The organism is Croceicoccus sediminis (genome assembly GCF_007570835.1).
Taxonomy (GTDB): Bacteria; Pseudomonadota; Alphaproteobacteria; order Sphingomonadales; family Sphingomonadaceae; genus Croceicoccus; species Croceicoccus sediminis.
Window position 1 is genome coordinate 267831 of sequence record NZ_SUNC01000001.1, and the last position, 21952, is coordinate 289782.

Annotated in this window: 20 protein-coding genes; 9 read left to right on the top strand and 11 right to left on the bottom strand. The window is 61.8% G+C overall.

From position 1 onward, the window contains the following. Positions 1-176: 176 nt before the first annotated feature. Complete coding sequence (locus FAX90_RS01095; RefSeq protein WP_144094742.1) at positions 177-1694, top strand: catalase; 1518 nt, start codon at positions 177-179, stop codon at positions 1692-1694. Positions 1695-1755: 61 nt separating this feature from the next. Here the strand turns inward: FAX90_RS01095 and FAX90_RS01100 are convergent, their stop codons facing one another. Further along, a complete protein-coding gene (locus FAX90_RS01100) occupies positions 1756-2373 on the bottom strand; it encodes a TetR/AcrR family transcriptional regulator (protein WP_144094744.1) in 618 nt (205 codons plus the stop codon). Positions 2374-2575: 202 nt separating this feature from the next. Between FAX90_RS01100 and FAX90_RS01105 the strand changes: the two genes are divergently transcribed. Then, positions 2576-3526: a homocysteine S-methyltransferase family protein gene (locus tag FAX90_RS01105; RefSeq protein ID WP_144094746.1), complete on the top strand. Its 951-nt coding sequence runs from the start codon at positions 2576-2578 to the stop codon at positions 3524-3526. Between the two features lie 43 nt (positions 3527-3569). On the opposite strand, the gene rpoD is transcribed toward FAX90_RS01105, so the two are convergent. The 3 genes from rpoD to FAX90_RS01120 are packed head-to-tail and all read right to left on the bottom strand — an operon-like array spanning position 3570 to position 7985. Next, positions 3570-5585: an RNA polymerase sigma factor RpoD gene (gene rpoD, locus FAX90_RS01110; protein ID WP_144094748.1), complete on the bottom strand. Its 2016-nt coding sequence runs from the start codon at positions 5583-5585 to the stop codon at positions 3570-3572. Between the two features lie 51 nt (positions 5586-5636). Continuing rightward, the gene (gene dnaG, locus FAX90_RS01115; RefSeq protein ID WP_144094750.1) at positions 5637-7520 is read right to left on the bottom strand and encodes a DNA primase; all 1884 of its coding nucleotides are present in this window, start codon (positions 7518-7520) and stop codon (positions 5637-5639) included. Positions 7521-7532: 12 nt separating this feature from the next. Then, on the bottom strand, positions 7533-7985 hold the full coding sequence (locus FAX90_RS01120) for a GatB/YqeY domain-containing protein (RefSeq protein WP_144094752.1): 453 nt from the start codon (positions 7983-7985) through the stop codon (positions 7533-7535). A gap of 148 nt (positions 7986-8133) precedes the next feature. Between FAX90_RS01120 and carA the strand changes: the two genes are divergently transcribed. The 5 genes from carA to greA all read left to right on the top strand — a co-directional run bounded on the left by carA (position 8134) and on the right by greA (position 14107). Beyond that, the gene (gene carA / locus FAX90_RS01125) at positions 8134-9318 is read left to right on the top strand and encodes a glutamine-hydrolyzing carbamoyl-phosphate synthase small subunit (protein WP_144094754.1); all 1185 of its coding nucleotides are present in this window, start codon (positions 8134-8136) and stop codon (positions 9316-9318) included. 32 nt (positions 9319-9350) lie between these two features. Next, positions 9351-9671: a hypothetical protein gene (locus FAX90_RS01130; RefSeq protein WP_144094755.1), complete on the top strand. Its 321-nt coding sequence runs from the start codon at positions 9351-9353 to the stop codon at positions 9669-9671. Further along, complete coding sequence (locus tag FAX90_RS01135) at positions 9671-10192, top strand: hypothetical protein (RefSeq protein WP_144094757.1); 522 nt, start codon at positions 9671-9673, stop codon at positions 10190-10192. Before FAX90_RS01130 ends, FAX90_RS01135 begins: the two co-directional genes overlap by 1 nt. Beyond that, positions 10192-13515 carry a carbamoyl-phosphate synthase large subunit gene (gene carB / locus FAX90_RS01140; RefSeq protein ID WP_144094759.1) on the top strand — a complete coding sequence of 1108 codons (3324 nt, stop codon included), beginning with the start codon at positions 10192-10194 and terminating at the stop codon, positions 13513-13515. Before FAX90_RS01135 ends, carB begins: the two co-directional genes overlap by 1 nt. Before the next feature lie 115 nt (positions 13516-13630). Continuing rightward, on the top strand, positions 13631-14107 hold the full coding sequence (greA, locus tag FAX90_RS01145) for a transcription elongation factor GreA (protein ID WP_144094761.1): 477 nt from the start codon (positions 13631-13633) through the stop codon (positions 14105-14107). A 74-nt stretch (positions 14108-14181) separates the two neighbouring features. On the opposite strand, the gene FAX90_RS01150 is transcribed toward greA, so the two are convergent. The 5 genes from FAX90_RS01150 to FAX90_RS01170 all read right to left on the bottom strand — a co-directional run bounded on the left by FAX90_RS01150 (position 14182) and on the right by FAX90_RS01170 (position 16526). Further along, entirely contained in the window at positions 14182-14409 is a 228-nt protein-coding gene (locus FAX90_RS01150) for a DUF4170 domain-containing protein (protein ID WP_144096778.1), read from the bottom strand. A 142-nt stretch (positions 14410-14551) separates the two neighbouring features. Further along, positions 14552-15106 (bottom strand): hypothetical protein, encoded by a 555-nt coding sequence (locus FAX90_RS01155; RefSeq protein ID WP_144094763.1) that lies wholly within the window; start codon positions 15104-15106, stop codon positions 14552-14554. 109 nt (positions 15107-15215) lie between these two features. Beyond that, positions 15216-15551 carry a hypothetical protein gene (locus FAX90_RS01160; protein ID WP_144094765.1) on the bottom strand — a complete coding sequence of 112 codons (336 nt, stop codon included), beginning with the start codon at positions 15549-15551 and terminating at the stop codon, positions 15216-15218. Continuing rightward, on the bottom strand, positions 15548-15940 hold the full coding sequence (locus FAX90_RS01165) for a phage holin family protein (RefSeq protein WP_170234815.1): 393 nt from the start codon (positions 15938-15940) through the stop codon (positions 15548-15550). Before FAX90_RS01165 ends, FAX90_RS01160 begins: the two co-directional genes overlap by 4 nt. 25 nt (positions 15941-15965) lie before the next feature. Further along, positions 15966-16526, bottom strand: coding sequence for a hypothetical protein (locus FAX90_RS01170; protein ID WP_240704658.1), 561 nt, complete (start codon positions 16524-16526; stop codon positions 15966-15968). A gap of 193 nt (positions 16527-16719) precedes the next feature. On the opposite strand from FAX90_RS01170, the gene eno reads away from it, so the two are divergent. Both eno and FAX90_RS01180 read left to right on the top strand, forming a co-directional pair. Next, complete coding sequence (gene eno / locus FAX90_RS01175) at positions 16720-18003, top strand: phosphopyruvate hydratase (RefSeq protein ID WP_144094768.1); 1284 nt, start codon at positions 16720-16722, stop codon at positions 18001-18003. A 124-nt stretch (positions 18004-18127) separates the two neighbouring features. Next, on the top strand, positions 18128-20026 hold the full coding sequence (locus FAX90_RS01180; RefSeq protein ID WP_144094770.1) for a M13-type metalloendopeptidase: 1899 nt from the start codon (positions 18128-18130) through the stop codon (positions 20024-20026). On the opposite strand, the gene ribH is transcribed toward FAX90_RS01180, so the two are convergent. After that, complete coding sequence (ribH, locus tag FAX90_RS01185; protein WP_144094772.1) at positions 20023-20445, bottom strand: 6,7-dimethyl-8-ribityllumazine synthase; 423 nt, start codon at positions 20443-20445, stop codon at positions 20023-20025. The genes FAX90_RS01180 and ribH overlap by 4 nt on opposite strands. Before the next feature lie 24 nt (positions 20446-20469). Continuing rightward, on the bottom strand, positions 20470-21759 hold the full coding sequence (gene ribB, locus FAX90_RS01190; RefSeq protein ID WP_205700602.1) for a 3,4-dihydroxy-2-butanone-4-phosphate synthase: 1290 nt from the start codon (positions 21757-21759) through the stop codon (positions 20470-20472). Positions 21760-21952 lie beyond the last annotated feature (193 nt).

Genomic DNA, 21952 nt, shown 5'->3' on the forward strand with positions numbered 1-21952 from the left:
GATTCGGCTCGCGCCTGCGCATAGTGCGAAGAACGGCGAAAGGCCACCGCTATCGCGGCCTTGCGGGGGATAGGGAGCGCCGTGATCCAAATTTACGCTCCAAAACGTGGAACTTAGCCTTCGCGGGATCGCTTCATGCAGGACAGAACAATCCAACGCATGGAAAGGGCCCGATCATGGCCGACCCCAAGAAAGTTCCCCATACCACTACCGATGCCGGCATCCGCGTACAGAGCGACGAGCATTCGCTGACCGTGGGGCGGGACGGGCCGATCGTTCTAAACGATCACTACCTTCTCGAGCAGATGGCCAATTTCAACCGGGAGCGTATTCCCGAGCGTCAGCCACACGCCAAGGGAAGCGGCGCGCATGGCTATTTCGAAGTGACGCAGGACGTGTCGAAGTACACCAAGGCAAAGGTTTTCCAGCCCGGTACGAAGACCGACACGCTGATGCGTTTTTCGACCGTCGCCGGTGAGCGCGGCAGCCCTGACACCTGGCGCGACCCGCGCGGATTTTCGGTCAAGATGTATACCGAGGATGGCAACTTCGACATGGTCGGCAACAATACGCCGGTCTTCTTCATCCGCGATCCGATGAAGTTTCAGCACTTCATCCGCAGCCAGAAGCGCCGCGCCGACAACGGCCTGCGCGATCACGACATGCAGTGGGATTTCTGGACGCTTTCACCCGAAAGCGCGCACCAGGTCGCCTACCTGATGGGCGATCGCGGCATTCCCAAGACCTGGCGCGAGATGAACGGCTATTCCAGCCACACCTATAGCCTGGTGAATGCCGAGGGCGAGAAGTTCTGGGTGAAGTTCCACTTCAAGACCGACCTTGGCGACGGCAATGCGCACTTCACGCAGGAAGAGGCGGACATGATGGCGGGCAAGGACGGCGACTTCCACCGCCGCGATCTGTTTGCCGCGATCGCCAAGGGCGACCATCCCAGCTGGACGCTCTATTGGCAGATCATGCCCTGGGAAGACGCCAAGACCTATCGCATCAACCCATTCGATCTCACCAAGGTATGGCCGCACGCGGATTACCCGTTGATCGAGGTCGGCAAGCTGGTGCTGGACCGCAATCCGACCGACTTTCACACCGAGATCGAGCAGGCCGCGTTCGAGCCGAACAACATGGTGCCGGGCATCGGCCTTTCACCCGACAAGATGCTGCTGGCCCGCGGGTTCTCCTACTCGGACGCGCACCGCGCGCGTCTTGGCGTGAATTACAAGGAAATCCCGGTGAACAGGCCGCAGAGCCCGGTCCACTCCTACAGCAAGGACGGAGCAGGGCGCACGCAAGGCGTTACGGATCCGGTCTATGCGCCCAATTCCTACGGCGGCCCGGCGGCGCAGCCCGATATGGGCGGAGAGGCGGGCATCTGGCACGCTGACGGCGACATGGTGCGAGAGGCGTATACCTTGCGCGAAGACGACGATGATTTCAGCCAGGCCCGCGCGCTGATCAACGACGTCATGGATGATGACGCCCGCGAACGGCTGGTCATGAACGTGACCGGACATCTGTGTGATGGCGTGAGTGAGAAGGTCCTCGTCCGCGCCTTCGAATACTGGCGGAACATCGACGGCCCGACCGGGGAGAAGATCGAGAAGGCCGTCCGCGAAAAGCTCGGCGGCGAATCGAAGGCACCGGGCATGGCCTCGGCGCTTTCGATCTCCGGCTGATTACGGTTGCCGCAATCATGAAAAGGGGCCGCTCCATGAAGGGGCGGCCCTTTTCGTTTGCCTATTGCACCGGCGGAGAGAACAAAAGCTTGATATATGAGCGCAGTAAAACGACCTGTTGAGGCAGGATCGAGGAATCCTCCAGGGCGCGCGACAGGATGATGCCGCCTTCGACCTGCCCGCTGACCATGTCGGCCACGGCATCAAGGTCGACTTCGTCGCGCGGCGGATAGATCGCTGCGATTTCGTCCAGCATGGCCCGAAACCGCTTCCGCCAGCCGAGCACGGCCTTGCGGTTCGATGCTCGCACGTCGCGATTGAACAGGCGGTCCTGATAGGCCGCTGTCGCGACGATGCAGCCGGGATGCTGGTTCGGCATGTCGGCGATGAGTTCGGCCAGAAGTTTCAGCCCGATCAGCATCGTCTGCAAGGGATCGTCCGACAATTCGCGGGCGCGCCCGAACAGATCGTCGAACAATGCGTCCTCGACCTCGATGTGCCGCTCGATCAGGGCGAGAGCCAGGGCGTTCTTGTCCGGAAAGTGATAGAAAAACCCGCTCTTCGTAATTTCTACGCTGGCGACGATCTCCTCTATCGAGGTCGCGTCGAATCCTTTGCGCAGGATCGCTTCCTGCGCGACATCCATGATGCGCTGACGGGTGCCGCTCGCTCGCGACATGACTGACCCTCCTCATGGCCCCAACGGTAGTTACTTTACCGCCGGTACAGTCGTGCCCGCAAGGTGATCGGCGATCTGATCGAAAGTCACATGCAAGTATCTGAAAGATCGCGATTAAACTGACTGCACCACGGGTCTACTGGATCGCGGCTCCGCCCTGCGCGATAATTTGGCCATTCAATGACATGGTTGGGGATAGACAATGTCGCAATTTGCAAACCTGATGCAGGCCCGAAGGCCTTACCTTACCGATGGAGGGATGGAGACCTGGCTGTTCTTTCAGCAGGGCTTCGAAGCACCCGAATTCGCCGCAATCGCGCTGATCGAGGATGACGAGGCGCGTAGTGCGATGCGCCGATATTTCGATGGCTTTCTGGAAATGGCGGAGGCGGTCGGCACCGGCTTCGTGCTCGACACCGCAACATGGCGCGGCTCACCTGTCTGGGCCGCGGCCATCGGGCAGAGTGAAGAAGGGCAGATCGCCCTCAACCGCCGCGCCGCGGACTTTGCCCGCGATATCAGGGCTGACTGGGCCGGGCGCGTGCCCAATATCGTTCTCAACGCCGTGATCGGACCTGCTGGCGATGGCTATGCGCCGGGCAAAGTGCCGACGTCGGACGAGGCGCTGGCGATCCACCGCAAGCAGGTGGCTGTGCTGGGCGAATGCGACGTCGACATGATTTCCGCGATCACGATGACCAACATTGGAGAGGCAATCGGCATCGCCCGCGCCGCAAGCGAAGCAGGGCTTCCGGTCGTGATCTCCTTCACGGTCGAGACCGATGGACGCTTGCCGACCGGCGATCTGCTCGGTGAGGCGATCGAGCAGGTCGATGCCGCAACCGGCGGCTATCCGGCGTATTACATGGTCAACTGTGCGCACCCTGACCATTTCCGTGATGCGATCACAGGCGGCAAGAACTGGGTCACGCGTATCGGCGGCCTTCGCGCCAATGCATCGCGCATGAGTCACGAGGAATTGGACAACGCCGAGGTGCTGGATGACGGCGACCCGGAGGAATTCGGCAAGCTGCACGGCGAACTGGCCAGAATGCTTCCGAACTTGCGCGTCGTGGGCGGCTGCTGCGGCACCGATCATCGCCATGTCGGCCACGTCTGCCGAGAGGTCTGCGGCGCGGGTCAGAACGCCTGACGCGCATAAAAAAACCCCGCCGTATGTGGCGGGGTTTTTCGTCTTACTGGTCGAGGAAGGAGCGCATCTTGCGGCTCCGGCTCGGGTGCTTGAGCTTCCTCAACGCCTTCGCCTCGATCTGGCGGATACGTTCGCGGGTGACCGAGAACTGCTGCCCGACTTCCTCCAGCGTGTGATCGGTGTTCATGCCGATACCGAAACGCATGCGCAGCACGCGTTCCTCACGCGGGGTGAGCGAGGCAAGGACGCGGGTGACCGTTTCCTTGAGGTTCGCCTGGATCGCGGCGTCGACCGGAATGATCGCATTCTTGTCCTCGATGAAATCGCCGAGGTGCGAATCCTCCTCGTCGCCGATTGGCGTTTCGAGGCTGATCGGTTCCTTGGCGATCTTCATCACCTTGCGAACCTTTTCGAGCGGCATCGACAGACGCTCTGCCATTTCCTCGGGCGTAGGTTCGCGGCCCTGCTCGTGCAGGAACTGGCGGCTCGTGCGGACGAGCTTGTTGATCGTCTCGATCATGTGGACCGGGATACGGATCGTGCGTGCCTGGTCAGCGATCGAGCGGGTGATCGCCTGACGGATCCACCACGTTGCATACGTGCTGAACTTGTAGCCGCGACGATACTCGAACTTGTCGACCGCCTTCATCAGGCCGATGTTGCCTTCCTGGATCAGGTCCAGGAACTGAAGGCCGCGGTTCGTGTACTTTTTCGCGATGGAAATCACGAGGCGCAGGTTCGCCTCGACCATTTCCTTCTTGGCGATACGGGCCTCACGCTCCGCCTTCTGCACCATGTTCACGATGCGGCGGAATTCGTGCAGCGCCATACCGGTCTGCGAAGCGATGTCGGCGATTTCGGCGCGGATACGCTCAACCGCGTCTTCTTCCTTCTCTGCGAAGGCGGCCCACTTCTTGTCCTTCTTGGACATTTCGGCAAGCCAGGTGTCGTCCAGTTCGCGGCCGACATATTCCTTGAGGAAGTCGGCGCGCTTTACCTTGTGACGCTCTGCCAGGCGGAGCATCTGGCCGCCAAGCGCGGTCAGGCGGCGGTTGAAGGCATAGAGATTGTCGACGAGGAATTCGATCTTCGTCGCGTGGAACTGCACGGACTCGACCTCTGCGGTCAGTTCTTCGCGCAGCTTCTCGTATTTGTCTTCCTTGGACGCGGCAAAGCTCTCGCCGCGGCCCATGGCATCGACGCGCTCTTCCTGAAGCTTTTCAAAGGACTTGAACAGCTTGGTGATGCGGGCGAAACGTTCGATCGCGTCGGGCTTCAGCGCCGCTTCCATCTGCGCGAGCGAGAGGGTGTTGTCCTCGTCGTCGTCGTCTTCCTTGCGGCTCGAACCTTCTTCGCCGTTCTCGCCCTCGGAAGATTCCTCGTCCTCGTCGTCGTCATCCTCCTTGTAGGAGGGGCCGGCCGTTTCCTCGGAAATCTCGCCGTCGCCTTCGTCCTCGTCGTTGAGGTTTTCCGGCGCGGGCTCCTTCGACAGCATGGCATCGAGATCGAGGATCTCGCGCAGCTGCATTTCCTCGTTGTTGAGAGCCTCGGACCACTGGATGATGGCGTGAAACGTGATCGGGCTTTCGCAAAGGCCCATGATCATCATGTCACGGCCAGCCTCGATGCGCTTGGCGATGGCGATTTCGCCCTCGCGGCTGAGCAATTCGACCGCGCCCATTTCGCGCAGGTACATGCGAACTGGATCGTCGGTACGCTCGATCGTTTCCTTCTTCTTGGCAGGGGCCTTGTTGGCCGTGCCCGAAGACGGGGTATCCGAATCGTCGTCGTTGTCGTCGCTGCCGACTTCCTCGGGGCCGCCGTCTTCGCTGTCGGAATCATCGTCGCTTTCGACGATGTTCACGCCCATCTCGCTGATCGCGGCCATGATGTCCTCGATCTGCTCCGACGACATCTGGTCGGACGGAAGCGCCTCGTTCAGCTCGTCATAAGTGATCACGCCGCGCTTCTTGGCGCGAGCGATGAGTTTCTTGATGGAGGCTTCGTTGAGATCGATCAGCGGAGCATCGCCGCTTTCGTTCTTTTCCTGTGTCGCCATTACCGAAATATGTTCCCGTATCCCTTGAGCCGGCCGTCCAAGTCGCGATATTCAGGCCGACGCATTCGCGCGCGATGCCGCCATTTGCATGAGACGGCGTTCGAATTCCAGCTTTCTCTTCAGCAACCGCTGCTGTTCCGCATAGGCTCCTTCCGGATCCTCGGCAAAACGCGCGGTCGCCTCGGCGAGGGCGGACTCGATTGCGGGTCTTTCGACCAGCAGCTCGATCGCCTGCACCAGTTCTCGCGTGGCCTCGTGCTCCTCTGCGTGATCGGTCAAAAAGGCAAATTTCATGCCGCCGATCGTTTCCCTGTCGGGTAGGGCCAGTCCACGTCCTTGCAATATGGCCGTAACTTCACCCGTTTCAAGCGGCTGCGAATCGATTTTCGCCGCAAATTTTCGGGTTTCCGCAGCTTCCAGCAATGCGTCGAGAACGCGGGCGTGCATCGCGTCCTCCGGGTGCAGCGTGGCGAGCCGGTCGCTCTCCTCCGCGATGACGCCGGGATGGCGGGTCAATCCAACCAGAAGCGCGGTAATCAGGCGGCTTCGCGCAGCCGCGGGGGTCAGCTGTTTCAGACGGCCCGATGCGGGTTCTGTGCCAAAGCGGTTGGGGAAAGGTGCGCGCCCTTTCTGGAACGAACCGCGCTGAAAACCGGACCGCTGTTCGCGCGGCGGGAAGGCGAATGCGCCATATCGGTCGAGCAATTCGCGCCTGTAGAGCGAGCGGATGTCGGGATGCTGGATCGTCTCGGTATGTTCGATCAGGCGCGCTTTCAGGCCCGCCTTGTCCTCTGGCGTGCGCAGCGGCTGTGCGTCACGCTCGAACCGCCAGATCGCGTCGAGCAGCGTCTCGCCCTTCGAAAGCAACGCTTCCATCGCCTGCGCCCCGTCACGGCGGATGAGGTCGTCGGGGTCCATCTTTTCCGGCAACGTCACGATGGACAGGGAATGACCGGGTTTCAGCATGGGCAACGCACGCGCAATCCCGCGCAGCGCCGCGCGCTGGCCCGCGCTGTCGCCGTCGAAACATAGTGTGGGCACAGGGACAAGCCGCCAGATCAGTTCAAGCTGGTTCTCTGTCAGGGCCGTACCCATCGGGGCGACCGCTTCGCCCATGCCTGCGCCGGCGAGCGCGATGACGTCCATGTAGCCTTCGACCACGACGATCCGGTCCGTCTGGCGCGAAGCAGCGGCGGCGCGGTGCAGGTTATAGAGGGTGCGCCCCTTGTCGAAGACCGGCGTGTCTGGGCTGTTCAGGTATTTCGGCGCATTGGGGGCGTCGGCAAGAATACGGCCGCCAAATGCGATAACACGCCCGCGCCGGTCCTGGATCGGGAGCATCAATCGACCGCGAAACCGGTCGTAAGGCTCTTTACCCTCGACATCGATCAGCAGACCTGCCTCGATCAGCATTTCTTTCGGAAAGCCCGACAGCGCCTTGGCAATCGCACCGCGATCGTCAGGGGCATAGCCGAACCCGAATTCGCGGATCGCCGCCGCCTTGATCCCGCGCTTTTCCAGATAGGCGCGGGCCTGCGTCCCGGCGGGCGAGGCGAGGTTGTCGACGAACCACGCCTGCGCCGCAGCCATGACATCGTGCAGCGATGCGCGCTGTTCTGCCGCCTTGGCCATGCGCGGGTCTGGGGCGGGGACTTCCATCCCGGCCTCTGCCGCCAGCTCCTTCACCGCGTCCATGAAGGGCAGGCCCTGCTGATCGGTCATCCAGCGGATGGCATCGCCATGCGCGCCGCAGCCGAAGCAGTGGTAGAAGCCCTTTTCGTCGTTGACGGTGAAGCTGGGCGTCTTCTCGTTATGGAAGGGGCAGCAGGCCTTGAACTCGCGCCCCGCTTTGGTGAGCCGCGTGGTACGGCCGATCACGCCCGAAAGCGTGATGCGGCTACGCAGTTCGTCCAGCCATTGGGGTGAGAGCGCCATCTCTCACGGATATTACGAAAGAGAGGCCTTAACCAGTCCGCTGGCCTTGCTCATGTCAAGCTGTGCACCGTGACGTGCCTTCAGCTCGGCCATGACGCGCCCCATGTCCTTCATGCCGGTCGCGCCAAGCTCGGTCTTGATAGCCTCGATCGCGGCCTTGGTATCCTCCTCGCTCATCTGCTGGGGGAGGAATTCCTCGATCACTTTCATCTCGGCTTCTTCGGCGGCGGCCAGTTCCTCGCGGCCGCCCTGGCGGTACATCTCGATCGATTCGCGGCGCTGCTTGGCCATCTTCTGCAGGACTTCGATCACCATGGCATCGTCGTCGACCGGCTTGTCGGACGTGCGCAATTCGATGTCGCGGTCCTTGATCTTGGCGAGGATCAGGCGAACAGCGTTAAGGCGTTCCTTGTCCTTTGCCTTCATGGCATCGATCTGGGCGGACTTCAGGTCATCGCGAAGCATGGTGGAGTCTTTCGGTCAAAAATGCGGTTGAAGCGGGCCGATAGCGAAAAGAAACCTGCCCGGCCACCTTGACGGTACAGTTGCACCCCACTAGCGAGCGAGCCTTAGCACGCATCGCTGGATTCTAAGATAACGGAGCGCCTTTTTTATGGCAGACGCCGCACCCTCGCACGCGCCTCAACCAAAGGGAGCAACGGCCGTTATCGTCTTTGCCGACGGTCATGTCGCATGGGGGCGCGGATTTGGCGCGACCGGCGATGCGGTTGGCGAACTTTGCTTCAACACGTCGATGACCGGTTATCAGGAAGTGATGACCGACCCGTCCTACGCCGGGCAGTTCGTCTGCTTCACTTTCCCGCATATCGGCAATGTCGGCACGAACCCCGAAGACGTCGAGGGCCTTTGCGATTCGGCACTGGGCTGCGTCGTGCGCGAAGACGTGACCGACCCGTCGAACTTCCGCTCGATGGGTGACCTGCCGCAGTGGATGGCAGAAAAGGGCAAGATCGGCATTGCCGGGCTCGACACCCGCGCGCTGACCCGCCGCATCCGCATCCAGGGCGCGCCCAACGTGGTCATCGCGCATGACCCGGACGGCAATTTCGACCTGAAGGCGCTCCACGCCAAGGCGCAAGGATGGCCGGGTCTTGAAGGGATGGACCTTGCCAAGACCGTTGCGCGTTCGTGCCATCAGGACTGGACCGGCGGCCACTGGACGCTGGGCGAAGGCTATGGCCAGCCTGGCAGCGAGGGCCGCCCGCACGTCGTGGCGATGGATTTCGGCGCGAAGGACAACATCTTTCGCAACCTCGTAAAGGCGGGCGCGAAAGTGACCGTGGTGCCCGCAGAGGCAACGTTCGATCAGATCATGGAACTGAAGCCTGACGGCGTGTTCCTGTCGAACGGCCCCGGCGATCCGGCGGCGACGGGCGAATACGCGGTGCCGGTGATCAAGTCGCTGCTGGATGCCAGCGTGCCGCTGTTCGGCATCTGCCTCGGCCACCAGATGCTGGCAATTGCCGCAGGGGCCAAGACCGGCAAGATGTTCCAGGGCCACCGCGGCGCGAACCACCCGGTCCAGCGCGTCGGCGGCGTGTGGGGCGAGAGCGAGGGTCTGGTCGAGATTACCTCGATGAACCACGGTTTCGCAGTCGACGGCACCACGCTGCCCGAAGGTGTGATCGAAACGCACAAGTCGCTGTTCGACGGCACCAACTGCGGCATCGCCATTACCGGCAAGAAGGCCTTCGGGGTACAGTATCACCCCGAGGCTTCGCCGGGGCCGATGGACAGTTTTTACCTGTTCGAGAAGTTCGTGGGTGAGTTGGGGTGAAGCGAAGGCGTGCTTTGCTGATTGCCCTTAGCATGGCCGCTAGTTTCTTTGGAGGATGGGTTTTCAGTCAGATGGAGAAACGCGCTGAACTGAAATTGGCTATTCGGGGAACACAATCTGTTGAGTGGAGGTCCGATAGCGAACTCTATGAAATGGATGACATCTCTCCAACATTTCTCGTAACACACTGTAAGGCAAAGAGTTTTGATATCGAGAGCGGAACTCACGGTAATGAGACTGCATCGATCGATCTCTACAAGGAAGAGCCCTCTGTAATCGACTGCATACTCTCAAGCGCGACTTTTGGCCCAAGGCTCCAGGTCGGTCTGTATTTGCTAGGTGATAAAAATTGATGCCCAATCGCGCCGACATCTCCTCCATCCTCATCAGCGCCGCCGCGCTGTCGGTGGCGATGCCCGCCGTTGCTTCGGCGGAGGATGGCTGGGTTGTCGGTGGCAACGAAGAACACCCCGTCCATATCGAGCACACGGTCGCCGCTGCCACGTTGCAGTTCTATGCCGAATACGACGCCGACGATGCCGAGTACGATCTCAGCGTGCACATCAGGGTTGCCCCCTGCGACGAAGACGGCGCGACCTCCATCGAGGTGCGCAACGGCGTTTTCCCCTACGACGATACTGCCGAGGAGCGCGCGAGGCTCGTTCGCCGCTTTATGGAAAGCGCTGTCGAGAATGCGCAGAACGGCTGCGCGCTTCCTGACGATTTTGCCCAGCGTATCCTGAAAGGCTTCGGTCCTGCCTATCGCGAGGCCGATGCCATGATGATCGAGGCCGGCATCCTGCCGCTGCCCGATCCCTTCGCCTTTTTCGATGAGCCGAACCCGGCCCCTGCCCAAGAGACAGAAAGCCAGTAATGCCCAAACGCACTGACATCTCCTCCATCCTCATCATCGGCGCAGGCCCGATCATCATCGGGCAGGCGTGCGAGTTCGACTATTCGGGCACGCAGGCGGTCAAAGCGCTGAAGGAAGAGGGCTACCGGGTCATCCTGGTGAACTCCAACCCCGCCACGATCATGACCGATCCGGAAATGGCCGACGCGACTTATGTCGAGCCGATCACGCCCGATTTCGTAGAACGCGTCATCGCCAAGGAACGCCCCGACGCGATCCTGCCGACGATGGGCGGGCAGACCGCGCTCAACACCGCGTTGAAGCTGTACGAAACGGGCGTGCTGGATAAGTACGGCGTGAAGATGATCGGCGCGGATGCCGATGCCATCGACAAGGCCGAAAACCGCCAGCGGTTCCGCAAGGCTATGGACGCGATCGGGCTGGAATCGGCACGTTCGGGCGTTGCCAACACTGTCGAGGAAGCGTTCGAAGTGCTGGAGACCACGGGCCTGCCCGCGATCATCCGCCCCTCGTTCACGCTGGGTGGCACCGGCGGCGGCATCGCCTATAACAAGGCCGAGTTCGAGAAGATCGTGCGCGAAGGCCTCGACGCCAGCCCGACCACCGAAGTGTTGATCGAGGAATCGCTGCTCGGCTGGAAAGAGTACGAGATGGAAGTCGTTCGCGACAAGAACGACAACTGCATCATCATCTGCTCGATCGAGAATGTGGACCCGATGGGCGTCCACACCGGCGATTCCATCACGGTCGCACCGGCGCTGACGCTGACCGACAAGGAATACCAGATCATGCGCACCGCGTCTTTGAACGTGCTGCGCGAAATCGGTGTGGAAACAGGCGGTTCGAACGTACAGTTCGCAGTGAATCCAGCTGACGGCCGGTTGATCGTGATCGAGATGAACCCGCGCGTTTCGCGTTCCTCGGCGCTGGCATCGAAGGCCACCGGCTTCCCCATCGCGCGCGTCGCGGCGAAACTGGCCGTGGGCTACACGCTGGACGAGATCACGAACGAGATCACCGGGGCGACTCCCGCCAGTTTCGAGCCGACGATCGACTATATCGTCACCAAGATCCCGCGCTTTGCCTTTGAAAAGTTCAAGGGGTCGCAGAACAAGCTGTCGACCGCGATGAAGTCTGTCGGCGAAGTCATGGCCATCGGGCGCAACATGAAGGAATCGCTGCAGAAGGCGCTGCGCGGCCTCGAAACCGGGCTCGACGGGTTCAACCGGGTCGAGGAGCTGGAAGGCGCATCGAAGGACGTGCTGACCGCGCGTCTGTCCGAACGCACGCCCGAACGGCTGCTGATCGTGGCGCAGGCTTTCCGCGAAGGGATGACGCAGGACGAAATCCACGCCGTCACCCAGTACGATCCCTGGTTCCTGACGCACATTCGCCAGATCATCGAGGAAGAGAGCCGCATCGTCGAAAACGGCGTCCCCGGCGATGCCGAGGGTCTGCGCCGGTTGAAAGCCATGGGCTTTTCGGACAAGCGGCTTGCCACGCTTGCCGTGCGTTCGATCGGTGTCGCTGGCGGCCTAGGTGAAACGCAGGCGAAGCGGTCGGGCCTGCTGCACGATACGCTCAGGGCTATGGCGGGCGGCACCTCGGAAGAGGAAATCCGCAAGCTGCGCCACAAGCTGGGCGTGCGTCCGGTGTTCAAGCGCATCGACAGCTGCGCCGCCGAGTTCGAGGCGATCACACCCTACATGTACTCGACTTACGAGGCCCCGCTGTTCGGTGAGCCCGAGAACGAGGCCGACCCGTCGTCGCGCAACAAGATCGTTATCCTTGGCGGCGGGCCGAACCGGATCGGGCAGGGGATCGAGTTCGACTACTGCTGCTGCCACGCATGCTTTGCGCTGGCGGACGCAGGGTTCGAGACGATCATGGTCAACTGCAACCCGGAAACCGTCTCGACCGACTATGACACGTCGGACAGGCTCTATTTCGAACCGCTGACGGCCGAAGACGTGCTGGAAATCCTTGCCGTCGAAATGTCGAACGGCACGCTGGCCGGTGTGATCGTGCAGTTCGGCGGGCAGACCCCGCTGAAGCTGGCCGCAGACCTTGAAAAGGCGGGTATCCCGATCCTGGGCACTTCGCCCGATGCGATCGACCTTGCCGAAGACCGTGAACGCTTTGCCAAGCTGGTCAACAAGCTCGGCCTCAAGCAGCCCGCCAACGGCATCGCCCGCAGCCAGGAAGAGGCGAGGGGCATCGCCGCGCAAATCGGCTATCCGGTGCTCATCCGCCCGTCTTACGTCCTTGGCGGCCGCGCGATGGAAATCGTCGACAGCGAAGCGCAGCTTGACGAATATATGGCAACCGCGGTTCGCGTATCGGGTGAAAGCCCGGTCCTCATCGACCAGTATCTTCGCGATGCCGTCGAATGCGACGTCGATGCCCTGTGCGACGGGACCGACGTGGTCGTGGCCGGTGTCATGCAGCACATCGAGGAAGCTGGTGTCCATTCCGGCGACAGCGCCTGCACCCTGCCGCCCTACAGCCTCTCGGACGACATCATCGCCGAGATGGAGCGTCAGGCCGATGCGCTCGCCCGCGCTCTGAAGGTCGTAGGCCTGATGAACATCCAGTTCGCGATCAAGGAAGATGAGGTTTACCTGATCGAGGTGAACCCGCGCGCATCGCGCACCGTTCCCTTCGTGGCAAAGGCCATCGGCGACCCCATCGCAAAGATCGCTGCACGCGTCATGGCGGGCGAGAAGCTGACCGACTTGCCCAAGATCAAGCGCAAGGTCGATCACGTCGCGGTCAAGGAAGCGGTCTTCCCGTTCGCCAAGTTCCCCGGCACGGACCCGGTGCTCAGCCCCGAAATGAAGTCCACGGGCGAAGTCATGGGCATCGATACCGACTTCACCGCGGCCTTCATCAAGAGCCAGCTGGGCGCAGGCGCCCTGCTTCCCGAAGGCGGCGTCCTGTTCGTATCGGTCAAGGACAGCGACAAGGATCACATCCTTCCCGCGGTCAAGAAGCTGGAAGCCAACGGTTTCGCCATCATCGCGACCGGCGGAACGCAGAAGTTCCTGGTCGAAAACGGCGTTGACGCAGAACGCGTGAACAAGGTGGCCGAAGGGCGCCCGCATATCGTGGACCGGATCATCGACGGCGACGTTTCCTTGATCTTCAACACGACCGAGGGATGGCAGTCTTTGAAGGACTCCGCGTCGATCCGTCAGGCCGCACTGGAAGCCAAGGTCGCGATCTACACGACCGCGGCGGCAGCGGTCGTCGCGGCCGATGCGATTGCGGCTCAACGTGGCGGCACGCTTGAAGTGCGCTCGCTTCAATCCTATTATGGCTGACTGATCGGATTTCCCTCAAACGTTCAGGTACTCCGCACGCCGACTTCTTTACGAAGGGGCGAACGGCGAACCTGTCGCGGGGAAATCCATGGCGACTGATAGAACAGGGAAAGACATGGCGAGTATCGAAAAAGTCCCGATGCTGGCGGAAGGCTACGAAAAGCTGACTGCTGACCTCAAGGCACTGCGACTTGAACGTCCTCGCGTCGTGGACGCGATCGAGGAAGCGCGCGCCCACGGCGACCTTTCCGAAAACGCCGAATATCACGCCGCCAAGGAACGGCAGGGCCAGATCGAGGCGCAGATTGCGGAACTGGAAGACAAGATCAGCCGCGCGCAGATCATCGATCCGGCATCGCTTTCGGGTGACAAGATCGTGTTCGGCGCGACCGTTACGCTGCTGGACGATGACGACAAGCCGGTGAAGTACCAGATCGTCGGTCAGACCGAAGCAGACGCGAAGAAGGGCCGCATCAGCTACAACAGCCCGCTGGCCCGCGCGCTTATCGGCAAGAGGGTCGAGGACGAAATCGAGGTGACCGTCCCTTCGGGCGACCGTTTTTACGTCGTCGACAAGATCGAGTTCATCTGAACCCACGCCCACACGGGCCAGGTTCGAAGAAAAACCCCGCGGGCCGGTTTGGCCTCGCGGGGTTTTCTGGTTTCCTACTTCTCGCCGCCCATATTCGGCTCGAGCAGCTTGTGGAGGTGCACGATGACGTACTTCATTTCTGCATCGTCCACGGTGCGCTGTGCGTTGGAGCGCCAGGCTTCTTCGGCGCTGGAATAATCGGGAAAGACCCCGACGAGGTGAACCGAAGGCAGGTCGGCGAATTCGAGCGAGCGCGGGTCGGTAACCCGGCCACCCATCACAAGATGCAGCTTCTGCGTCATGAGAACGGGTTCCATTCCAGTTGAGGGAGAAGGCCGCCCCTTCGTTGAAGCGTGCCCTTGCGCGCACCCATTAAAGAAAAATCGGCCCGGCGCAAGATATGCACCGGACCGACATTTGTCTTAGTAAAAGGTGAGGCGGCGATCAGCGCTTGATCTTTCCGGCCATCGACTGTGCCTGCGCAGCGGTCGCTTCGCCCATATGCTTGATGCTGGACAGGACCGAGGTGCCAGTTTCAGCAGCCGTGTCGGCAAGCGATTCGCTGGCGGCAGCAAAGCTCTCGCCAATTTCGCCAAGCTTTTCCTGGCTTGCTTCGGCAGCGTCTTCGGCCATCGAAAGCATGCGCGCGCCATAAGTGGCGGCAAGCTCGGCGACGAGACCACCAAGCGCCAGCGTACTGCTGCGCAGCTTGCGGCTCGGCTTGCCGGGCAGGGCATATGCGATGGCGATGCCAGCAGCGAGTGCGCCGCCGATTGCGATCACAGGATGGTCCTTCACGAACTGCTTGGTCGAGCTCGCCGCGGCCTTGGTCTGTTCCGCGGCCTTGGCACGGGCAGGGGCGGTGCGTTCGGCAATCCGCTTCTGCGCGGCGGACACGCGATCGGACAGGGACTGTGTTTCGGGTTCGGGATTGCTCGCCTGGATATTCAGCGGAATGGCGGCGCTGTCATTGGCGGGCTGTTGGTCTGTGTCGGTCACGAAAGTGGTCCTTCCTGTCGGAATGTTCTTGTTTCGCCCGATCATGAACCGGGCCTTTGCCAAATCAATGCAGTGAAAGGCCTGTGGTTCCGCAGGAAAGCCCGATAACCTACCGGGCGACGCCGTTTTCTTCCTCACGCTGGTCACTGTCCGCATCTTCGTCCTGTTCAGTGCCGATGATGCTTGCCGCAAAGGCCATCAGGGGCTTGCGGAAGAGAAGCGCGGTAACGGCTAGCGCGCCTATACCCGTCAGTGCCTTGTTGCGATTGGCGACGTCGGCGGCCTCTTCACCAAGGTAACGTGCATCCTCGCTGATGCGCGTGGCGACACGCTTGCCAAGCGAGGCGGCGTCGAGATCGGCGCGAACGAGGTTCTTTTGCGTGTCGAAGACGTCGCGGGCTGTTCTGCGGAGGCGCTTGGCCTCGATGACTTCGGCCTCGGTCATGCCTGTTCCTCGGTGCTCAACACGGACTTCACGCGGTCGAGGCGGGACTTGCCCATCGACACGAATACGAATGCGATGAGCAGGAGCGCACCGACCACAACAGCCGTCGAACCCCAGTAAGTGATGATCTGCCCCAGCGCGAGGATCAGTCCGAAGACCAGACCCATCACCGCGAAAAACGCCAGCACGCCCGCGATCGCGAACGAGATGGCGATTTTCTTGCCCTCGTTCGCGCCGTAAATAGCGCGCTTCTTGTGAAAATCGATCTCCGCCTCGGCAAGAAGGCGCCCGTCGCTGACGAGCGCCTTTATGTCTTCGGCCAGCGACCTTTCGGCCGCCAGATCCGCACTGTCCGAGGCATCGGAATCGTAGCGGGTGCTATCCAGCATTACCCCTTCCGTTCCTGTCCGGAACTCACTTGGAGCGGAACAGGCGGGCGAGCAGGAAACCGGCGCCGACGGCGACGGCAACTGCGGTGCCCGGGCTCTTGCGGACGACTTGCCGTGCATCTTCGCCAAGCTCGTCAAGGCTCTTGGCGTCGAGCTTTGCCGCGTTGGTTTCAAGGCTGCGCGCTGCCGAACGGGCATAGTCGCCGTACTTCACGCCCAGCTTTTCATCGATCGTGCCGGCGTTGTCGGTGGCAAAGCGGCCCAGCGAAACCATCGCCTCGCTCGTCTTCGCCTTGGTTTCCAGCGCCAATTCGGCTGCCTTGGCCTTCGCCTGCTCGCTATATGCGGCGGCGTCGCCCTTCAGCTGTTCGCCCTTTTCACCGGCGCGGCCCTTGTAGCCGTCTGCCTTGACCTTGGCATCCGCCTTGAGCGTTCCTGCCTTTTCGACTGCTTCCGCCTTGAGAGCGGCGGCACCGGCTTTCGCTTCGTCGAGCGCCTTCGAAAAGCGGCTCTTGGCTTCGGCGCGGTTCGAATTCACCGGCGTTTCCGGCGTGGTGGGTTCGATCGGTTCGACCATCGTTTCCATCTTTCTTCCTTAATCCACCCGAGTACCGGGCGGCCCCTTTAGTGATATGTGGCGGGCAGCCTCGCGGCTCCCCCCGTTTACCTGACCAACGAGTGTTGCCAGCGATTGTTCCGCCATCTATCGGCTCCGAGCGTATCATATACGGAAACGCGATGCGCGTGCCGTCTCAGACTTGACAGGAAGGTGCCCGAAAATGACCGCCATCATCGATATCCATGGCCGCGAAATCCTCGATTCCCGCGGGAATCCGACGGTGGAAGTCGACGTCCTTCTCGAAGACGGATCGATGGGCCGCGCCGCGGTTCCCTCGGGCGCATCGACCGGCGCACACGAAGCCGTCGAACTGCGCGATGGCGACAAGACCCGCTACATGGGCAAGGGTGTTCTAAAGGCGGTCGACGCCGTGAACGACCAGATTTCCGAGGTTTTGCTTGGCCTTGATGCCGAGGACCAGCGCGACATTGACCTTGCCATGATCGCTCTCGACGGGACGGAGAACAAGGCCCGCCTTGGCGCCAACGCGATCCTCGGTACCTCGATGGCGGTGGCAAAGGCCGCGGCCGCAGCGCGCGGAATGCCGCTTTACAGCTATATCGGCGGTGTTTCGGCCCATGTCCTGCCGGTGCCGATGATGAATATCATCAACGGCGGCGAACATGCCGACAACCCGATCGATTTCCAGGAATTCATGGTCATGCCGGTCGGTGCCGAGTCGCTGGCCGATGCAGTGCGCTGGGGCGCGGAGATCTTTCACACGCTGAAGAAGGGTCTTTCGGAAAAGGGCCTGTCGACCGCCGTTGGCGACGAAGGCGGCTTTGCCCCGAACCTTGCCAGCACGCGCGACGCGCTCGACTTCATCATGCAGTCGATCGAGAAGGCCGGTTTCAAGCCGGGTGACGACATCGCACTCGCGCTCGACTGCGCCAGCACCGAGTTCTTTACCGATGGCCGCTACGATATCGCGGGCGAGGGGCTATCGCTCACCGGCGAGGAAATGGCCGATTACCTGGCCGACCTGTGCGCCAACTACCCGATCAAGTCGATCGAGGACGGCATGGCCGAAGACGACTTCGACGGCTGGAAGGCTCTCACCGACAAGGTGGGCGACAAGGTCCAGCTGGTCGGCGACGACCTGTTCGTGACCAACCCCAAGCGCCTGACGATGGGCATCGGCCAGGGCCTTGCAAACTCGCTGCTGGTCAAGGTCAACCAGATCGGCACGCTGACCGAAACGCTGGAGGCGGTCTCGATCGCGCAGCGCAACGGCTACACCGCGGTCATGTCGCACCGTTCGGGCGAGACCGAGGACAGCACGATCGCCGACCTGGCGGTTGCCACCAACTGCGGCCAGATCAAGACCGGATCGCTCGCTCGGTCCGACCGGCTTGCCAAGTACAACCAGCTGATCCGCATCGAGGAAGAGCTGGGCGCGTCGGCATTCTACGCCGGGTCCAGCGCGTTCGGCCGTCTCGCATAAGGACAGCCGCCGCAATGGCAGTGGCGCGTTCTTAACGGTCGCGTCCAGATATTTGCGAAGCGTGGCAAGGTCTCGTAAAAGGGTTCTCGCCACGTTTTTGCCACATTGAAAGTCGGGTTCTGCCTTGCGCCACGCAATCCTAGCTGCTTCCGCCCTCCTGGCGGTGTCGTTCGGGACGCTGGCTGCGTGTTCGTCTTCGGATGATAGCGGCTATGTCGCGACGCAAGGCACAGGCGTCGGCATCGACGTCGAGGCGATGGACAAGGCAATACCGCCGGGCGACGATTTCTACCTGTACGCCAATGGCGGGTGGCTTCAGTACGCCGAAGTTCCCGATGACCAGCCCTCTGCCAGCAGGCGCGATGCCGCGGCCAGTCTGCTGGAAACACGGCTGCTCGCCATCCTGCAGGAACTGGCTAACAGCCCGCAGCCCAGCGGCAGCGGAGAGGCACAACTTCGCGAATTCTACCGCGCCTTCATGAACCGTGCCGCGATCAAACGGGCGGGCCGCGACATCGTTGCCGACGATCTGGCGCGCTTTGCCGATATCGAAACCGCGCAAGACCTCGCCCGCGCCATCGGTGAAAACGTGCGCGGCGAAGCGAACCCGATGCTGGCCGATGGCGACAATAGCGACGGACTGTTCTCCGTTGCCGTCATGGCGGGTCCGGATGGGGAAACGCAGATACCCTATCTTTTCGCGGGCGGACTCGGTCTGCCGCAGCCTGAAGATTATGCCTATACGCCCACGCGAGCGGCCTATCGCGTCTATGTCGCTCGGGTTCTGGGCTGGGCCGGGCTGAACGGCGCGGCTTCGCGGGCCAGGGCGGTCGTGGAACTGGAGCAGAAGCTTGCTGCGGCCCAGGGCGAAGGTCCGGGCGAAACCGTGACCTGGGATCGCGCGGCGCTCAGTACAGAGGCGCCGGGCATGGACTGGGACGCATTTCTCGCGGGCGCAGGTCTCAACCGCGCCGACAAGATCGCGGTGCAGTCTGCTGGAGCGGTGAAAGTATCCTCGGCGCTCGTTGCATCCGAACCGATCGACGTCTGGCGCGACTGGCTGTTGTTTCACCGACTGAACCGGCAAGCGGGCCTTTTGCCGAAAGCCGTGTCCGACGCGCATTTCCAGTTCTACGAGCGGGACATCAAGGGCATTCGTGGTCGCCCCTCGCGTGAAAGCGAAGCGGTCTTGCGGGCAGCGAAACTCTACCCCGATGTCCTCGGTCGGCTCTACGTCGAACGCTACGTGCAGGCATCGCAGGTCAAGGACGTGGAGCAGATCGCCGAAGCCGTTCGCGGCGCGATGGGGCAGGCCATCCGCAATAGCGACAACCTCGACGAGGCGAGCGCGGCTAGACTGCTGGAAAAGCTGAAGAGCATTCGTATCTCGGTCGGCTATCCGGACAAGATCGCTCCGGTAAAGCGCCGCGACCTCGAACTGGACCAGGCCTATTCCATTGCGCAAGAGGCGGACCGTGCTCTCTATCTGCAGCAGGCATCGCGTACGGGTACCTCCGCGCGGGCGGGGGAGTGGTGGCTGGCCCCGCATGAGGCGAGCATTCTGACATTGCCGCAGCAGTCGTCGATCCAGATAAGCGCGGCCTTCATACAGCCACCGATCTACAACGCGTCTTCCGATGCGGCCGCCAATTTCGGCGGGATCGGTTCGATCATCGGCCGCGAGATGGCGCGCGTGATAGATCAGCCGGGCGACGACCAGGAGGAATCGGCCGATCTTGCGGGATTACAGGCAGCCCATGGAGCCTACCGCCGATCGCTTGGCGGCAAGGAGCCCGCGGTGATAGAGGGTTTTACCGGCGACCAGCGTTTCTTCATCGCATGGGCGCAGCTGTGGGGCACAAAGTATCCCGAAGGTAGCAGCCTTGAACGTCGCCGGGCGCAGGACGCCCTGCAGGCCCGGGCCAATCTGGTCGAGAACATCGACGCCTGGTATCGCGCGTTCGACGTGCAGCCGGGCTCGCGCATGTACCAGTCCGAAGCAGACCGGCTGAACGCCTTTTAGACCGCGAAGCGCGACTGCAGGTCGAGCAGGGCGAGGGCAGCCTTTGCCGCTTCGCCGCCCTTGTCCTTCTGTGCGGGATCGGCGCGGACGAGCGCTTGTGCTTCGTTTTCGACTGTCAGGATGCCGTTACCGATGGCCACCCCGTCCATGGTCAGCGCCATGATGCCGCGCGCGCTTTCCCCGGCGACGATTTCGAAGTGATAGGTTTCGCCGCGAATGACGACACCGATCGCGACATAACCATCGTACTGTCCGCTTTCCGAAGCCATCGCGATGGACCCCGGCAATTCCAGCGCGCCGGGCACGGTCAGCACGTCTACCGAATGACCTTCTGCCTCAAGCGCGCTGCGGGCGCCGGAGACGAGCATGTCGTTGAGATGTTCGTAGAAACGGGCTTCCACGATGAGAAAGCGGGCCATGTCGGTCTCCGGTAGAAAGTCTGGTCAGTCGATGGGACGTTCGCCCGCGATCGAAAGGCCGTAACCTTCCAGCGCGACGAGCGAGTGGTGCGTGTTGGTCAGCAAGATCATCTCCTGCACGCCCAGTTCGGTAAGGACCTGCGCGCCTACACCATAGTCGCGCAATTCGTCCATGTCGGCCGTGCTCTTTGCCCCGGAATGCATGTCGAGGATGGCCGACCACATGCGCTTGCTGTGGCGATTGATAATGACGACCACGCCCGCGCCTTCATCGGCGATCTGCTTCATGAAGCGCGCCATCAAGCCCGATCGCGACCCTTCCTCGCCAAGCGCATCGCTGAATACGTCAAGCGTATGCATCCGGACCAGAGTCGGCTTGTCAGGGCTGATGTGGCCGAGCGTAAGCGCCAGCGTTTCGTCGCCCGTGGCGGTGTTGTAATAGGCCCGCGCGGTCCACATGCCCCCATACTGGCTTGCGAAACGGGTTTCGGAACGCAGCTCCACGATATGATCGTGCTTGCGGCGATAGGCGATGAGATCGCGGATCGTGCCGATCTTGAGATCATGGCGGCGGGCAAAAGCGATGAGATCGTCCATGCGCGCCATCGTGCCGTCATCGTTCATGATCTCGCAGATCACGCCGGAGGGGTTCAGCCCGGCAAGACGCGAAATGTCGACCGCGGCTTCGGTATGGCCGGCGCGCACCAGGACGCCGCCGTCCCGGGCGACGAGCGGAAAGACATGGCCCGGGGTGACGAGGTCGTCCTTACCCTTCGAGGAATCGATCGCGACGCTGATCGTACGGGCGCGGTCGCTTGCGCTGATGCCGGTTGTGACGCCTTCGCGCGCTTCGATCGAGGTCGTGAATGCGGTTTCGTGGCGGGTGCGGTTGTTGCGGCTCATCAGTTCGAGGCCGAGGTCCTGAACCCGGGACTTGCTGAGTGCGAGGCAGATCAAGCCGCGACCATGCGTTGCCATGAAATTGATCGCCGACGGCGTGGCCATCTGCGCGGGGATGACCAGATCGCCTTCGTTTTCACGGTCTTCGTCGTCGACCAGGATGAACATGCGACCATTACGAGCCTCGTCGATGATCTCTTCCGGCGTGGCGAGAACCGGACGGTCGTCATTGTCGCGCAGGAAAGCATCGAGCTTTGCCAGAGTATCGGACGTGGGGTTCCAGCCGTCTTCGGTGCAGTCGCGCAGCGAGTTGGGATGAAGGCCGGCGGCCCGTGCGATGGCGGAACGCGACATCTGGCCCTTCAATACGAGGGTCCTGATTCGCTCCTGAGTCGTGGTGATCGTGGTCTGCATATCCGCGCTGTCGCACATTAGAATGTGAATGACAACCCGATCAACATTTTAGTGTGAATGCGTTGGAGGATATTAATGGATCACTAGGGGAAACCCGCAGAATTGCTGGCTTTTGGCAATCGTTCAGACCTAATGAAAAAGGCCCCGCCAGAGGGCGAGGCCTTTAGAAATTTGGTTCGTGGATCCTCAGACC

What these genes read in the sequence shown, in the direction of transcription:
- greA (WP_144094761.1), top strand. Translation starts at nt 13,631, where the DNA reads ATGGCGAGTATCGAAAAAGTCCCGATGCTGGCGGAAGGCTACGAAAAG.
- FAX90_RS01135 (WP_144094757.1), top strand. Translation starts at nt 9,671, where the DNA reads ATGCCCAATCGCGCCGACATCTCCTCCATCCTCATCAGCGCCGCCGCG.
- FAX90_RS01095 (WP_144094742.1), top strand. Translation starts at nt 177, where the DNA reads ATGGCCGACCCCAAGAAAGTTCCCCATACCACTACCGATGCCGGCATC.
- rpoD (WP_144094748.1), bottom strand. Translation starts at nt 5,585, where the DNA reads ATGGCGACACAGGAAAAGAACGAAAGCGGCGATGCTCCGCTGATCGAT.
- eno (WP_144094768.1), top strand. Translation starts at nt 16,720, where the DNA reads ATGACCGCCATCATCGATATCCATGGCCGCGAAATCCTCGATTCCCGC.
- FAX90_RS01160 (WP_144094765.1), bottom strand. Translation starts at nt 15,551, where the DNA reads ATGACCGAGGCCGAAGTCATCGAGGCCAAGCGCCTCCGCAGAACAGCC.
- FAX90_RS01165 (WP_170234815.1), bottom strand. Translation starts at nt 15,940, where the DNA reads ATGCTGGATAGCACCCGCTACGATTCCGATGCCTCGGACAGTGCGGAT.
- carA (WP_144094754.1), top strand. Translation starts at nt 8,134, where the DNA reads ATGGCAGACGCCGCACCCTCGCACGCGCCTCAACCAAAGGGAGCAACG.
- FAX90_RS01105 (WP_144094746.1), top strand. Translation starts at nt 2,576, where the DNA reads ATGTCGCAATTTGCAAACCTGATGCAGGCCCGAAGGCCTTACCTTACC.
- FAX90_RS01150 (WP_144096778.1), bottom strand. Translation starts at nt 14,409, where the DNA reads ATGACGCAGAAGCTGCATCTTGTGATGGGTGGCCGGGTTACCGACCCG.
- dnaG (WP_144094750.1), bottom strand. Translation starts at nt 7,520, where the DNA reads ATGGCGCTCTCACCCCAATGGCTGGACGAACTGCGTAGCCGCATCACG.
- FAX90_RS01130 (WP_144094755.1), top strand. Translation starts at nt 9,351, where the DNA reads ATGGCCGCTAGTTTCTTTGGAGGATGGGTTTTCAGTCAGATGGAGAAA.
- carB (WP_144094759.1), top strand. Translation starts at nt 10,192, where the DNA reads ATGCCCAAACGCACTGACATCTCCTCCATCCTCATCATCGGCGCAGGC.
- ribH (WP_144094772.1), bottom strand. Translation starts at nt 20,445, where the DNA reads ATGGCCCGCTTTCTCATCGTGGAAGCCCGTTTCTACGAACATCTCAAC.
- FAX90_RS01120 (WP_144094752.1), bottom strand. Translation starts at nt 7,985, where the DNA reads ATGCTTCGCGATGACCTGAAGTCCGCCCAGATCGATGCCATGAAGGCA.
- FAX90_RS01170 (WP_240704658.1), bottom strand. Translation starts at nt 16,526, where the DNA reads ATGGAAACGATGGTCGAACCGATCGAACCCACCACGCCGGAAACGCCG.
- ribB (WP_205700602.1), bottom strand. Translation starts at nt 21,759, where the DNA reads ATGCAGACCACGATCACCACGACTCAGGAGCGAATCAGGACCCTCGTA.
- FAX90_RS01100 (WP_144094744.1), bottom strand. Translation starts at nt 2,373, where the DNA reads ATGTCGCGAGCGAGCGGCACCCGTCAGCGCATCATGGATGTCGCGCAG.